Consider the following 14,878-nt stretch of genomic DNA (forward strand, 5'->3'; position numbering starts at 1 on the left):
TTATATTTGAGTTGATGACAACGATAAAAATAAACAATGATTATCTATATTTTCAAAAAAATAGTAGCTTTTTTATTTATTATCTGCGTGCTAGCTCAGATTAGTTTTTGTCTTGTTTATTTTTCTCCCCATTCATTATTTAATGATTTAAGTTTTGTTGAAGCTTATAGAAACTTTTTTAAACAACTATTTCAGGGACAATTTACTTTATTATCTGGTGAAACAGTCCCTTTTTTTCATACTTTAGCTGCCACATTTGAGCTTTGTATTTTAGCTTTAATGGTTACACTAATTGTTGGGCTACCTTTGGGAATTTTTTTAGGGTTAAGTAGAATTAATTGGTTAAATAATGTTATTAGATTAATATGCCTTTTGCTTTACTCATGCCCCATAGTATTACTTGTTGTTATGGTAATGTTTTTATTATCACCAACTTGGTCAGTATTAATCAATTTTAATGTATCATCATTAGTTTCTGTATCAGGTTCATCATTGTTGAAAATTTTACTCTCATCAAGAGTAGATAAAATAGCTGTATTGTTAGCGCAGTTGCATTATCTATTATTACCAATATTTATTTTGTCTATTCAACCAAGTATTATGACTATTCAACTGGTTAGTCAAAATGTGCAGAATACTTCGCAGCAAAATTTTATAAAAATGGCAATAATTCGAGAAAGATCGCCATTTAGAATTTTACGACGTCACCTATTGCCTAATACTATTCCAGCTACGATTCCACAACTAACTTATAATACAACAACACTCTTGTTTTCAACCATGGTAGTAGAGATTTTATTTAACCGAGTAGGTTTAGGGCAATGGATAATGAGTGCTTATTATCACCATAATTATTTTATTATTTCAATTGCCATTCTGGCATGTGGAACAGTAATAAGTTTATTAACTTTATTAGGTGAAATTACAGCTGTGATGATTTATCCATTACGCCATAAGGAAAATCATGTATAAGATAAATAAGTTATTCAATTGGTTAACATTTAGCTTTAATAAACTACATGGCAACATTTATTCCCTCGTTGGATTTTATGGTATTGTCGCAATAACATTTGTTGCTTTATCGACAAAATGGTTTTTCCATGCACACCTTGAGCCTATTTTTGCAGCTTCTTTACCACCGGCTTGGTGGGCTAAGGGTGATATTAATCATATATTGGGTACCAATGCTCAAGGACAAGATATTTTTGATTATTTGTTAATTGGCTATCGATCTACCATATCAATGACACTTAAAACTGTATTTTATGTAATAGTAATTGGTGGACTAATTAATTATTTAATGTTTTTTATTCCTTTTTTGCGAGCTTTTATTCTTTTAAGTTTTCGGTTTTTTATGGTTGTTCCTCCTTTACTCGGTGTTATTACGATTAGCCTATTATTAGAAGATAATATAACTAATATGTTGCTTGTCATTGGATTATCTTATACACCACGTTTTATTTATAATATTCACCAGAAAGTGAGTCGAGAATGGAATAAAACCTATATTACTGCTTATCGATTGGATGGTTTATCGCCATTTTCTATATTAAATCATTATATTTTATATAATATTTTACCTATTTATTTGACTGAAATTATCTCATTATTTAGCTCCATTATTTTAGCAATTACCACAATCACTTTTTTAGGTTTTGCTAATGATGTCTCTCGACCTGATTTAGGTATGATGATGTTTAGAATGAAAGATATCATTGATACTAATTATTTGGCCTTTTTATCTCCTGGAATCGCTATTTCAGCTACCATTATATTCGTTCACCTATTGAATTTTGGATTAAATGGTCGACAAGAAGGATATTAATTATGGCATTGCTAGATATTCGAAATTTAACTATTGAGTTTATTACTCCTGATGGTCTTTTACGCGCAATTGATCGAGTTAATCTTAAATTATCAGAAGGTGAAATTCGTGGTTTGGTCGGGGAGTCTGGTTCTGGAAAAAGTTTAATCGCTAAAGCGATTTTGGGAGCAACTAATAATAACTGGAAAATTTCAGCAGATCGTTTCCATTTTAATAATATTGATTTTCTAAAATTGACACCTAAACAGCGTCGTAAAGTTATTAGTGATAATATATCAATGATTTTCCAAGAACCACAATCATGTTTAGACCCTTCTATGAGAATTGGGCAACAGTTAATTGAAGCTATTCCAAGAAGAGCATTTAAAGGTCATTGGTGGCAAAGATTTTTTTGGCGTAAATATCGTGCTATAGAGTTACTGCATCGAGTTGGAATTAAAGAACATAAGGAAATTTTAAAGTCCTATCCATTTGAATTGACAGAAGGAGAATGTCAAAAAGTAATGATAGCAATTGCATTGGCAAATCAACCTAAACTTCTTATTGCTGATGAGCCAACTAACGCTATGGAAGCAACAACAGAAGCACAAATTTTTAGACTGCTAGCTAGCATGAACCAAAATATGGGTACAACTATTTTACTCATTAGTCATGATTTACAGATGGTAACAAGATGGACAGATCGTATTAATGTGCTTTATTGTGGGCAAACAGTTGAAATTGCTGATAGTGAAGATTTAATTAAGTCACCATATCATCCTTATACACAAGCATTAATTTATGCTATTCCCGACTTTGGTAAAGCCATGCCGCATAAGAGCCCATTAAATACTTTGCCAGGCGTGATCCCTTCACTAGAACATTTGCCGATTGGTTGTCGATTAGGCCCTCGCTGTCCATATGCGCAAAAAAAATGTATTTTAGCGCCTGAACTGAATCAGATAAAAGGCCACTCTGTTGCCTGCCATTTTCCTTTAAATACTGATGAGCAATACAGATAACAATAGGAATACACCATGAACCCCATTCTAAAAGTACGTAATTTATCTAAACAATTTAGTGTTCCTAAAGGATTCTTTGGGCATTTACGTATTGATGCGGTTAAATCTTTATCCTTTTCACTTAATGAAGGTAAAACATTAGCGATTATTGGTCAAAATGGTTCAGGAAAATCCACATTAGCAAAAATGTTAGTTGGCATGGTGAAACCAGATAGTGGCGATATTTGGATTGATGGATCTAAAGTAGAATATGGCGATTATAGCCATCGCTGTCAGCTTATTCGAATGATTTTTCAACATGTTGAAAGTTCATTTGATCCAAGGCTTCGTATCGGTCAATTACTTGAAATCCCATTAAAGCATAATACACGTTATAATGCATTTGAACGTGAAAAATTGATTAGTGATGTTTTAAAACAAGTTGGTTTATTGCCAGAACATGCTTTTTATTATCCTTCTGTTATGGCTTCAGGACAAAAACAACGTGTGGCATTGGCTAGAGCATTAATTTTAAAGCCTAAAGTTATTATTCTTGATGAGGCATTAGCTGCATTAGATATTTCGATGCGATCTCAAATTGTGAATTTGATGTTGAAATTGCAAGCTCAGCAAAACATTTCTTATGTTTATGTGACGCAAGATATTGGTATGATGAAACATATTAGTGACGAGATTTTGGTTATGCATAAAGGTGAGCTTGTTGAATATGGTAATACAGCAGAAGTGTTGGCTTCGCCATTAAGCGAGATTACTCAAAAACTAATCAATAGCTATTTTGGTGAAGCTCTTACTGCTGATACTTGGCGTACTGATACTAGGTTCTTTTAATATTTTTGATAGCTTTTTCTAAGTCTAATTGATCATTCTCATGATGCCATCTTGAACTATTTTGTATAATTATTGAATAAAAAACTCGACAAATAATCTAGAACTCTCTATATTTAGCTATATGGATTTCTAGACGTCTATTTGTTTTTTTTAAAGCTTATTGATTATTAGGAGTTTTTATGCCTATCTGTATTCCTGATTCATTGCCTGCTGTTGATGTGCTTCGTAAAGAAAATGTTTTTATTATGACTTCATCTCGTGCAAATATGCAAGAAATTCGTCCACTTAAGCTTCTTTTTTTGAATTTAATGCCTAAAAAAATAGAAACAGAAAACCAATTTTTACGGTTGCTTTCTAACTCTCCTTTACAAATCAATATTCAGTTATTACGAATAGACCAACGCGAATCTAAAAATACTCCTGTCGAGCATTTAAATAGCTTTTATTGTGATTTTGAAGATATTTGCGAACAAAATTTTGATGGTTTAATCATTACAGGCGCTCCATTGGGTAAAGTCGCATTTTCAGATGTGGTTTATTGGTCTAAATTAACCGAAATTATCAAATGGGCGAAAGAACATGTAACTTCAACCATGTTTATTTGTTGGGCGGTGCAAGCGGCATTGAATATATTATATGATTTACCAAAATTCACGCGCTCAAATAAATTATCTGGCGTTTATCAGCATCAATTAGCACAACCCAATGCTATATTAACTCGTGGCTTTGATGATTTATTTTTAGCACCTCATTCTCGTTATGCTGATTTCCCAATAGATAAAATCAAAAGTTATACTGATTTGACAATTTTAGCTGAATCAGATGTCACTGGTCCTTATCTAATGACAACGGCTAATAAGCGCATGGCATTTGTGACAGGTCATCCTGAATACGATTCTTTCACTTTAGCAAAGGAATATTTTCGTGATTTCAAAGCAGGTATTCAACCAGATATCCCTGAAAATTATTTCCCGAATAATAATCCTAGTTTGTCGCCTAAAGCGTCATGGCGTAGTCACGCTTATTTATTATTTAGTAATTGGCTCAATTACTATGTTTATCAATTAACACCATTTGATTTGACTACCCGTAATTTAACAATCGATGATTAAAATAAATCATTATGATAATTATTTGCTTTAATTGTGCATGATGGTGAATAATTTTTCAATTGAAAAAGTAAATAACAAAAACTTTCAAGATATTAATAAGATATTTCCAAAATAAGAAACATTTGAGATTAAAGAAAAAATAAGCCCTATTATAAATATCATTTAATATAAAACCATACAATGTATAAATTTAATCCTAAAATATTGTAATTAATTTTATGCATTGCTTATTAGAATATAAAGAATAAGTTAAACAAACACAATGGCCAAGATCTGCAATAATCAACGCACGAAAGCTCATTAATTAAATATGGTTTTGTTGAATTTCCTAAAACATTATTATAAGAATCAGCGTTAAGAAAACATTTTTATTATAATAAAGATTAAGATGAATCGATTTAATATTGTGTTAGTTAATCAGAAAAATGTCAGCAGCTATACTCAATACTTGAAAAATTTTTTATATCATAATATTAATTGTTTATGGTCATGATAACCACAAAGTTATAAATGAACTTAAAATAGCCTTAACTACGGAGTATGCTTTTTTATTACAAAATCAGCTTGAGTTTGATTCATGGCTATTACCAAATTCAAAAAATGATTTATTTCAGTTAAATAAAAAGATTCGACACAAATTGATATCTAAAGAAATCTTTGATCGAGAATAGTTTCTTATAATAAAGAAAACTTACCGAATGAATTCTTTACGTTATTTAATAATATAACTAGCAAGTTGTGTATCAAGGCAAATTTGATTGTAAATGGCTGTTTGTGTCAAATTCTCCCTCAAATATTAAATTAGTCGATGAGGTGTTGGATTATCAAACGAAACATTATTCTTAGTATGCGATAGTTCTTTTACTATTATTGTAAGGTGTCAGTGATGCAGTGCAAAATGCATTATATTTTATATGGCAATTTAATACTGCCGGCAATGTTAGGGATTTTTTTGTATTCAATCTGCATGAAGAACATTAGTTAAACTTAGTACAAGAGTTTCCCCCTTTCTTCGTACTAAATATCTACAAGCCAAACCATAAGACAATTTGACATAGGAACGGCTAAAAAATAAATTAAAAGTTTGTTGCTTAGTAGGCTAGTTAAGCTATTAACCCTATCATTTCAGTAAGAACAGATAAAAGATCCTTATCTTGCATCCTTTTAGGCATAGTTATATTATGGATACAGTGCGTTATTATTTAAGGAATTAGTTATGTTAAAATCCATCGATCCAATTAACACTTCATCTTGGAAATCCCTTCAAGTAAGTTACCAAAAGCATCATAATAAAACCATTGCTCAAATTTTAGAAGAAGAGCCAAAACGAATTGAGAAACTCAGTATCCTTTTTGAGGATGAATTTTTGGTTGATCTTTCCAAAAATCGTATCACGCAAGAAACGTTAGAAATACTTTATAAACTTGCTGATGAATGTGATCTAAGTGATGCAATTACAGCCATGTATAGTGGTGAGAAAATTAATCGTACTGAAGATCGTGCTGTTTTGCATGTTGCTTTACGTAATGTATCAAATACACCAATTTATGTTGATGGTAAGAATGTGATGGATGATGTTAACGCTGTCTTAGCTAAGATGGAATCATTCAGTAAAAAAATCATTAATGGTGAATGGAAAGGATACACTGGTAAAGCCATTACTGATGTGGTCAATATTGGTATTGGTGGTTCAGATCTAGGGCCAGTAATGATTACCGAAGCGCTACGACCTTACAAAAACCACTTGAACATGCATTTTGTATCAAATGTAGATGGCACACATATCGTTGAAGCGTTAAAAGGCTTAAATCCTGAAACCACTTTATTTTTGGTTGCATCCAAAACTTTCACCACTCAAGAAACTATGACAAATGCACAAACAGCACGAGCATGGTTACTTGATGCTGCTAAAGATGATAAAGCAGTTGCTTTGCACTTTGTTGCTCTTTCAACTAATGCTAAAGAAGTTGAAAAATTTGGTATTGATACAGCTAATATGTTTGAATTTTGGGATTGGGTTGGTGGACGTTATTCATCTTGGTCGGCAATTGGCTTATCGATTGTTTTATCAATTGGTTTTGATAACTTCAAACAATTTTTAGCCGGTGGTCATGCGATGGATAAGCACTTCCAAAGCGCACCAATTGATAAAAATATCCCAACGTTACTGGCATTAATTGGTATTTGGTACAACAATTTTTGTGGTGCCGAAACCGAAGCTATTTTACCATATGATCAGTATATGCACCGTTTTGCAGCTTATTTCCAACAGGGAAATATGGAGTCAAATGGTAAAAGTATCGATCGCAACGGTAATAAAATACCTTACACAACAGGCCCAATTATTTGGGGCGAACCAGGAACCAATGGTCAACATGCATTTTATCAATTAATTCACCAAGGTACTAAACTCATTCCTTGTGATTTTATTGCACCAGCAATAAGCCATAATCCAGTTGGAGATCATCACCCAAAATTATTATCTAACTTTTTTGCTCAAACTGAAGCTTTAGCTTTTGGTAAAACAAAAGAACAGGTTGAGCAAGAGTTCATAGCTGCAGGAAAAAATCTTGATGAAGTGAAGTCTGTTGTACCATTTAAAGTATTTGAAGGTAATAGACCAACTAATTCAATATTAGTGAAAAAAATTACTCCTTATGCCCTTGGTGCCTTAGTTGCGATGTATGAGCATAAAATTTTTACTCAAGGAGTTATTCTTAATATATTTAGTTTTGATCAATGGGGTGTTGAACTTGGCAAACAACTGGCTGGGCGTATTTTACCCGAATTAGCAGATGATGAACCTGTAAACTCACATGATGTTTCAACTAATAATTTGATTAATCAATATAAAAAATGGCGTTAGTGAATTTTCTTAGTCAGGTAATGTTGATTTTTATATGAAAAAGCCCTTCAGTTGATACTGAAGGGCTTTTAGTTCAATAGATAATTATTTTTTAATGCGCATAACAGGCGTTTTACCTGCTTCAACGGTACCAGTAAGCTTGGTTAACTCCAAAATGCTATCCATATTTGAAATAACAACAGGTGTTAATACTGATTTTGCTCTACTTTCTAATAAAGGTAAATCAAATTCAATAATAGTATCTCCAATTTTAACTTGTTGACCTTCTTCTGCAATACGCGTAAAGCCTTCACCTTTTAATTCTACTGTATCAATTCCGAAGTGGACAAAAAGTTCAATACCTTCATCTGATTCGATTGCAAATGCGTGGTTCGTTTCAAAAATTTTACCTATTTTACCATTTAATGGTGCTACAATTTTATTACCCGTAGGCTTAATTGCAATACCATCACCCACGATTTTTTCAGCAAAAACCACATCAGGTACATCTTCAATTTTGACAATCTCACCACTTAATGGTGCGATTACTTCGATTCTATTTTTATTGTCATCGGATAGGTACTGCTTGATTTTATCGAATAATCCCATCATTGTCTCCTAACAAATTTGCTTTTCAGCAGTATAATTATCTATTAAATCAATAACTTCTTTAGCTGTTGCTTTTTCTAATGCAGTATTGGCTAGTTTTTTAGCTTCTTCAAAGTTAGTATTGCGAATCAATTTCTTAATTTTAGGAATTGAGACTGCACTCATACTAAATTCATCAAGCCCCATGCCAAGTAATAAGATTGTCGCCCTTTCATCCCCTGCAAGCTCGCCACACATACCTGTCCATTTACCCTCTTTATGGGAAGCATCTATAACTTTTTTGATCATTGCTAGTACAGAAGGCGAAAGAGGGTTATATAGGTGAGAAATTAGTTCATTACCACGGTCAACAGCAAGCGTGTATTGTGTTAGATCATTGGTTCCAATACTAAAGAAATCCACTTCTTTAGCTAAATGATGAGCAATTACGGCTGCAGCAGGTGTCTCAATCATTACACCGATTTCGATATTTTTATCAAACGCTTTACCTTCGGCATTTAACTGTTCTTTAAGAATATTAATTTCAGCTTTTAATATGCGAATTTCTTCAACCGAAATAATCATTGGGAACATGATACGTAATTTGCCAAATGCAGAGGCACGTAAAATCGCTTTTAATTGTGCATGAAGCACTTCTTTACGATCCATACAGATACGAATTGCTCGCCAACCTAAGAATGGATTTTCTTCTTTTGGTAAATGCATATACGGTACATCTTTATCACCACCAATATCCATTGTACGTACAATAACTGATAAACCATTAGTTGATTCAGCTACTTCTTTATAAGCTTTAAACTGTTCTTCTTCATCTGGGTAAGCATCACGATCCATAAACAAGAATTCAGTACGGTAAAGACCAATACCCTCATAACCATTGCGTTCAGCACCGGCAATATCACGCACGGTTCCAATGTTTGCACAAATTTCAACTTGGTGTCCATCAAGAGTTACAGCTGGCAAATCTTTTAATTTTGCTAATTCTTCTTTGTCTGAAATAAATTTAACTTGGACTTGTTTTAGCTTTTCTTGTGTGGTGTGATCTGGATTAATATAAATAGCATTATTTATTGCATCCAAAATAATAAAATCACCTTGTTTGATCGCTTGAGTTGCATTAGATGCCCCAACAATTGCTGGAATTTCTAATGAACGGGCCATGATTGATGTGTGTGAGGTACGACCACCAGCATCAGTGATAAAACCTAAAACCATATCTAAATTTAATTGTGCAGTTTCTGACGGTGTAAGATCGGTCGCAACCAAAATACAAGGCTGGCTAATGGCACTTAAATCCACAATCTCAATACCTAAAATATTTTTGAGAAGTCTTTTGCCTATATCACGAATATCAGCTGCGCGCTCTTTTAAATATTCGTCTTCTAAATTTTCAAGCTCTTTTGCTTGAGTTTCAAATACAGATTGTACTGCGGCATCAGCGGTAGAATGCTTGCTTTTAATACGCGAAATAACTTCTAATTCAAGATCCTCATCTTCAAGTAGCATGATATGCCCTTCAAAAATAGCGGCTTTATCTTCGCCTAATGTGGATTTTGCGCGTTCCATGATCGCATTCAATTGCTCGCTTGATTTTTGGCGGGCTTCTTTAAAACGCTCAATTTCAGCATCAATTTTGTTATCAAGAATTTGCCTATTATTAATAACAATAGGTTCTTCTTTTAATAATAGCGCTTTTGCGAAAGCAATACCCGGGGAAACAAGTATACCTGATACCATAACATTTGATCCTTATTCAATTTTAAATCTGTTCTTTATTGCATTTTGGATATTATTCCAACTCTGGAAGTAGTTTAACTAAGTGATTGACTGCTTCTTTTTCATCTTCGCCTTCAGCAGAAATAGTAATGGTTGTGCCTTGTGTCAAACCTAGTGTTTGTAATTTAAATAAGCTTTTGGCGCTAGCGCTTTTATCATTTGATGTGACAGTAATTTCTGCATTAAAGTTTTTAGCTTCTTTTACGAATTGTGCCGCAGGGCGAGTATGGAGACCATTTGGTGCAGTAATGGTTACATCTTGTTTATACATAATTGTTTTACTCCAAAAATATTTTCATTAGCCTGATCAATATAAATAAAAACATCTTGAATGGCTAGTAAGATTTTATAGATATTTTACAATCTGTTAATCTTATTCGTTTTAAAATATAAAGATAGTTTTTTTTTATCAATATTGGTAAATTCGAGTGACTTTGTCACTGCAGTTTTTAAATTCAATTTGTCCATGAATGCCATGTTTGATATTTTCAAAAACAGTTTCTTCGCTGCCATCAAGCTGTGATACTTGAATTTCTTCAGAACAGAAGGTTTCGAAGCGTTGAAGTTCTTGTTCACTATTTCCTAATTTGTAGTGGCTTGGGAGGTCTTGACCGGTTACATACGTTTGTGTTTTATCCTTTACATCAAGGATGATGGTGCCCTTGTTAGGCGAGCAGGTGCCACATGCAGTTAACGATATTGCAAATATCAAAAGAAGTATGGGCGATTTCAAGATAAATCTTACAATATTCAAAATAATTCCTTTATAAAGCTTAGTAACATGTTTATTATTTATAGCCAATTATGAATTATATACTAATAATCAATTAAAGTGCAGGGGGTGCATTTTTGTTGATTTAACAAAATCAAGGTGAAGTTAATGACAGATACCACTAATTATGATGAATTTAATCGACAATTAATCCTATATAAAATAGGTATTACAGCTGCTGAATTACATGGTTTTATCTCAGGTCTTTTAGCTGGCGGAAATCATGATGAAAGTTGGCGACCATTAGTTGAAGACATGTTAAATAATGGACAAAAAATGCCAGAATATTTAGAGCAACAAATTAGTCAGCTTTATAATATAACTAAGCAGCAATTTTTTGATGAGCATTTTGAATTTCAACTATTTCTTAGCAATAAAGAACTTTATTCTCAGATTAATGATTTAGTAGGTTGGGTAAATCATTTTTTACTTGGTATTGGGCTTGTTCAACCTAAAATTAATCACCTTAAAGGCGAAGTTGGTGAAGCAATTTATGATTTACGTCAAATTGTACAATTAGGATATGATGAAAATGAAGATCAGCAAGAGCTTGGTTTCGCATTTGAAGAAATTAAAGAGTATGTTCGTATTACATCCATATTATGTTTTGACGAATTTAATGAGCCCGATATAACGCCAACAATTCATTAAGACTAATCTGTTAAACATTAATTTTAATTGAGGTCATAATGACGATACCAATAGATATCAAATCAGAAATCGTTTCTCGCCGTGAAAAACTTTTTTCACAAATGGAAACTAATAGTGTGGCACTTTTTTTTGCTTCTCCTGAAGTGACACGAAGTAATGATACTTATTATCCTTATCGACAAAATAGTGATTTTTGGTATTTTACATTTTTTTCAGAACCAGAAGCTTTATTTTTGATCATTAAACAAAATGATAACATCCCTAAATGTGTATTGTTTAATCGTAAGAAAGATCCTTTGGCGGAAATATGGACTGGCTATCGTTTAGGTCAGAAAGCTGCTTTTGATACCATTTTGGTAAATGAAGCTTATCTTTTTGATGAAATTGATAAGATATTACCAGATATATTAAATGGTAAAACGAGTATTTATCATGCAGACCAGCAGTATGAATATGCCGATAGGATCGTTAAGCGAGCACTAACAACACTACGGCAAGATGCAAAATTAATAGGACCTAATAAATTAATAGATTGGCGGCCTATTGTGCATGAAATGCGCATGTTCAAATCTGATTTTGAAATAGCAATGTTACGTAAAGCTTGTGAGATTAGTGCTCAAGCTCACGTACGTGCCATGAAAATATGTCAGCCAAAATTATACGAGTATCAATTAGAGGCTGAAATTTTACATGAATTTGCTTGGCATGGTGCTCGATCATCATCTTACAATACTATTGTTGGAGGAGGAAATAATAGTTGTATATTACATTACGAGAACAACGGTGATTCATTAAAAGACGGTGATTTGGTATTGATTGACGCGGGTTGTGAATATCAATATTATGCTGGAGATATTACTCGTACATTTCCGATTAATGGCAAATTTAATCAAGCTCAACGTGCAATTTATGACATTGTTTTAGCATCCCAATATCAAGCTATTAAACTTTTCAAACCAGGTACATCCATTATGGAAGTAAATAATCATGTGATTAGAACAATGGTTACAGGTTTAGTTAACTTAGGGATTATGAAAGGTGATGTAGAATCTTTGATTACTAATAAAGCTTATACTGCATTTTATATGCATGGTTTAGGGCACTGGCTTGGTATGGATGTTCATGATGTTGGTAGTGGAAGAGATCGTATCTTAGAGCCGGGTATGGTATTGACAGTCGAGCCCGGTTTATATATAAGTCAAGGTGCTAAAGCACCAGAGTGTTATAAAGGAATAGGAGTTCGAATTGAAGATAATATTTTAATTACAGAATCAGGAAACGAAGTTTTAACGTTGGGAGTGCCAAAAGATCCAGAAAAAATTGAAAGCTTAATGAGGCGATGATTTTGTGAATTTAATATTGTTTATCTAACATGGTTTAACTTTAACCAATTAATATTTGATTATGGTAAAATCTAGCTATTATCCAGTTGAATTGATTTATCTCGATTAAAAATAATTTTTGTTTTTAAATCTTTTGTAATAATAGGTTGGTATTTCCATGTTTTCATAGCATTAATAACAGAACGATTAAAGATATTGTTTGGTTTTGCTTTAAGAATCCGAATATTTTCAACTCGGCCATTGCTATTAACATCAAACATTACAATTACATATCCTTCTAAACGCAAATCAAGTGCACGACGTGGATATTCAGGCTGATTTCGGATAATAGCTGAAGGTGTCTTCGAATATTGGTGGTTATTACCAATAGAAGGGGCTACAGAAAGGTTTTCTTTAATTTTATTACTAATTATTTCTTGCTTTACTTGAGGCAAAGACTCTTTTTGAGATAATTTCTGTTTTGGATTCGGTTTGGGTTTGGTTTCTTGTTTTATTGTCACTTCTTTTTTTAAAATGTCCACCAATTTTTCAGGTTTTTTTTCTGTAATAGGTTCTAGATTTTTTTCTTTGACGATTTCAGTTTCGATTATTGGTTTTTCAATTAGTTTGTTGTCTATTCTCTCGCTGTCTTTTGCCCCTTTGATTTCAGGTATATTTTCTACTAATAATTGTTTAGGTGCTGTCAGCTGGGATAAGTCGATCATAATGGCCTTAATGGAATTGTCCCCATTATCAATCATAATGTTTTTGGAAAAAAATGCAGAGCTAAATAATAATACTATTAGACATAAATGTAAAAATACAGAAAGCAAAGTAAATAGGTAGCTATTTTTTTGCTTTATTTGAACTGGTAATTGGGGTACTTTATCATTACCGATATCTATATCAAAGTTAATCTTCATCACTAATATCATTTTTAACTTAAGACTTGTATTTTAAATGAAAATGCTTATCATTTGTAGTCTTTTTTAAAAGAAGATAAAGTTAACCTTGTGACATAATAATATTTATCAGATAATATTTAATAATATACCTGTTATTTTTTTAAGCGGTTAGTCTGATGAATAATCCATCAATGAATCAAATATTCGATCTTGTTAAACATGATTTAGTTAAAGTAAATGAGGCAATACAGGCAGAACTAACTTCTGATGTGGCTTTAATTAATCAATTAGGCAATTACATCATTAGTAGTGGTGGTAAACGTATACGTCCTGTTATCGCATTATTAATAGCCAAAGCACTCAACTACCAAGGTGATAAACATATTATTACTGCTGCTTTTATCGAATTTATTCATACCGCCACCTTATTGCATGATGATGTTGTTGATGAATCAGATTTACGCCGAGGCAAATCAACCGCTAATGCACTTTTTGGCAATGCCGCTAGTGTATTAGTTGGCGATTATATTTACACACGCTCTTTTCAAATGATGGTACGTACAGGATCGTTCAAAGTATTGACGATCATGTCGGCTGCAACCAATGTAATAGCTGAAGGCGAAGTACAACAGTTGATTAATTGTAACGATCCAGATATCACAAAAGAACAATATTTAGATGTAATTTATCGAAAAACGGCACGCCTATTTGAAGCAACATCACATTCTGCTGCTGTCCTAGCTGGAGCTAGTGAGGAGCAAGAGCTTGCCCTACAAGAATATGGAAAATATCTAGGTACAGCCTTTCAAATCATTGATGATCTACTCGATTATAGCGCTGATAGCAATCAAAAATTAGGTAAAAATTTAGGGGATGATCTTAACGAAGGCAAACCTACTCTACCGCTTTTACATGCTATGCACCACACAAAAAACGCCCAAGATGCGGCATTAATACGCCAAGCAATAGAGCAAGGTAATGGTCGACAATTATTAGATCGTATTTTAAACATCATGGACGAATGTGGTTCACTAGATTTTACGTTACAAACCGCTCAAAAAGAAGCGCAAAAAGCGTTTGACGTTATCGCAATTTTACCTGATACGCCTTATAAACAAGCGTTACAAGATCTTGCCTTATTGTCAGTAAAAAGGGAAAACTAATTAATCAATATTGCAAATAAATCTGTTGAACAGATATTTTTATACTGAAACACATAAGTTTCCTGAAAC

14 protein-coding genes are annotated in these 14,878 nt (G+C 32.7%); 9 read left to right on the top strand and 5 right to left on the bottom strand.

Annotation, left to right across the window (positions count from 1 at the left end):
- Positions 1–36: 36 nt before the first annotated feature.
- The 6 genes from A9G36_RS06780 to pgi all read left to right on the top strand — a co-directional run bounded on the left by A9G36_RS06780 (position 37) and on the right by pgi (position 7,632).
- Complete coding sequence (locus A9G36_RS06780) at positions 37–972, top strand: ABC transporter permease subunit (RefSeq protein WP_065568687.1); 936 nt, start codon at positions 37–39, stop codon at positions 970–972.
- The gene (locus A9G36_RS06785; protein WP_065568686.1) at positions 965–1,825 is read left to right on the top strand and encodes an ABC transporter permease subunit; all 861 of its coding nucleotides are present in this window, start codon (positions 965–967) and stop codon (positions 1,823–1,825) included. Before A9G36_RS06780 ends, A9G36_RS06785 begins: the two co-directional genes overlap by 8 nt.
- A 2-nt stretch (positions 1,826–1,827) precedes the next feature.
- On the top strand, positions 1,828–2,826 hold the full coding sequence (locus tag A9G36_RS06790) for a peptide ABC transporter ATP-binding protein (RefSeq protein WP_034948323.1): 999 nt from the start codon (positions 1,828–1,830) through the stop codon (positions 2,824–2,826).
- A 15-nt stretch (positions 2,827–2,841) separates the two neighbouring features.
- Positions 2,842–3,654 (top strand): peptide ABC transporter ATP-binding protein, encoded by an 813-nt coding sequence (locus A9G36_RS06795; RefSeq protein ID WP_034948320.1) that lies wholly within the window; start codon positions 2,842–2,844, stop codon positions 3,652–3,654.
- Positions 3,655–3,833: 179 nt separating this feature from the next.
- On the top strand, positions 3,834–4,766 hold the full coding sequence (metA, locus tag A9G36_RS06800; RefSeq protein ID WP_065585547.1) for a homoserine O-acetyltransferase MetA: 933 nt from the start codon (positions 3,834–3,836) through the stop codon (positions 4,764–4,766).
- Between the two features lie 1,216 nt (positions 4,767–5,982).
- Positions 5,983–7,632, top strand: a complete 1,650-nt coding sequence (gene pgi / locus A9G36_RS06805; protein ID WP_065568683.1) for a glucose-6-phosphate isomerase — start codon at positions 5,983–5,985, stop codon at positions 7,630–7,632.
- 84 nt (positions 7,633–7,716) lie between these two features.
- On the opposite strand, the gene crr is transcribed toward pgi, so the two are convergent.
- The 4 genes from crr to A9G36_RS06825 all read right to left on the bottom strand — a co-directional run bounded on the left by crr (position 7,717) and on the right by A9G36_RS06825 (position 10,750).
- A complete protein-coding gene (gene crr, locus A9G36_RS06810) occupies positions 7,717–8,220 on the bottom strand; it encodes a PTS glucose transporter subunit IIA (protein ID WP_034948309.1) in 504 nt (167 codons plus the stop codon).
- A 9-nt stretch (positions 8,221–8,229) separates the two neighbouring features.
- A complete protein-coding gene (ptsI, locus tag A9G36_RS06815) occupies positions 8,230–9,957 on the bottom strand; it encodes a phosphoenolpyruvate-protein phosphotransferase PtsI (protein ID WP_034948306.1) in 1,728 nt (575 codons plus the stop codon).
- Between the two features lie 52 nt (positions 9,958–10,009).
- Positions 10,010–10,267 (bottom strand): phosphocarrier protein Hpr, encoded by a 258-nt coding sequence (gene ptsH / locus A9G36_RS06820; protein WP_034948302.1) that lies wholly within the window; start codon positions 10,265–10,267, stop codon positions 10,010–10,012.
- Between the two features lie 138 nt (positions 10,268–10,405).
- The gene (locus A9G36_RS06825; protein WP_034948299.1) at positions 10,406–10,750 is read right to left on the bottom strand and encodes a hypothetical protein; all 345 of its coding nucleotides are present in this window, start codon (positions 10,748–10,750) and stop codon (positions 10,406–10,408) included.
- Between the two features lie 126 nt (positions 10,751–10,876).
- Here A9G36_RS06825 and A9G36_RS06830 point away from each other — a divergent pair, with 126 nt between their 5' ends.
- Together A9G36_RS06830 and pepP are read left to right on the top strand one after the other, a co-directional pair.
- Entirely contained in the window at positions 10,877–11,419 is a 543-nt protein-coding gene (locus A9G36_RS06830; RefSeq protein ID WP_065568682.1) for a UPF0149 family protein, read from the top strand.
- Positions 11,420–11,457: 38 nt separating this feature from the next.
- Positions 11,458–12,762, top strand: coding sequence for a Xaa-Pro aminopeptidase (pepP, locus tag A9G36_RS06835; RefSeq protein ID WP_065568681.1), 1,305 nt, complete (start codon positions 11,458–11,460; stop codon positions 12,760–12,762).
- A 71-nt stretch (positions 12,763–12,833) separates the two neighbouring features.
- Here the strand turns inward: pepP and A9G36_RS06840 are convergent, their stop codons facing one another.
- Complete coding sequence (locus tag A9G36_RS06840) at positions 12,834–13,664, bottom strand: TonB family protein (protein WP_065568680.1); 831 nt, start codon at positions 13,662–13,664, stop codon at positions 12,834–12,836.
- A 158-nt stretch (positions 13,665–13,822) separates the two neighbouring features.
- Here A9G36_RS06840 and ispB point away from each other — a divergent pair, with 158 nt between their 5' ends.
- Positions 13,823–14,809, top strand: coding sequence for an octaprenyl diphosphate synthase (gene ispB, locus A9G36_RS06845; RefSeq protein ID WP_065568679.1), 987 nt, complete (start codon positions 13,823–13,825; stop codon positions 14,807–14,809).
- Positions 14,810–14,878: the final 69 nt, after the last annotated feature.

Origin of the sequence: Gilliamella sp. Choc6-1 (genome assembly GCF_001690385.1) — a bacterium.
GTDB lineage: Bacteria > Pseudomonadota > Gammaproteobacteria > Enterobacterales > Orbaceae > Gilliamella > Gilliamella apicola_A.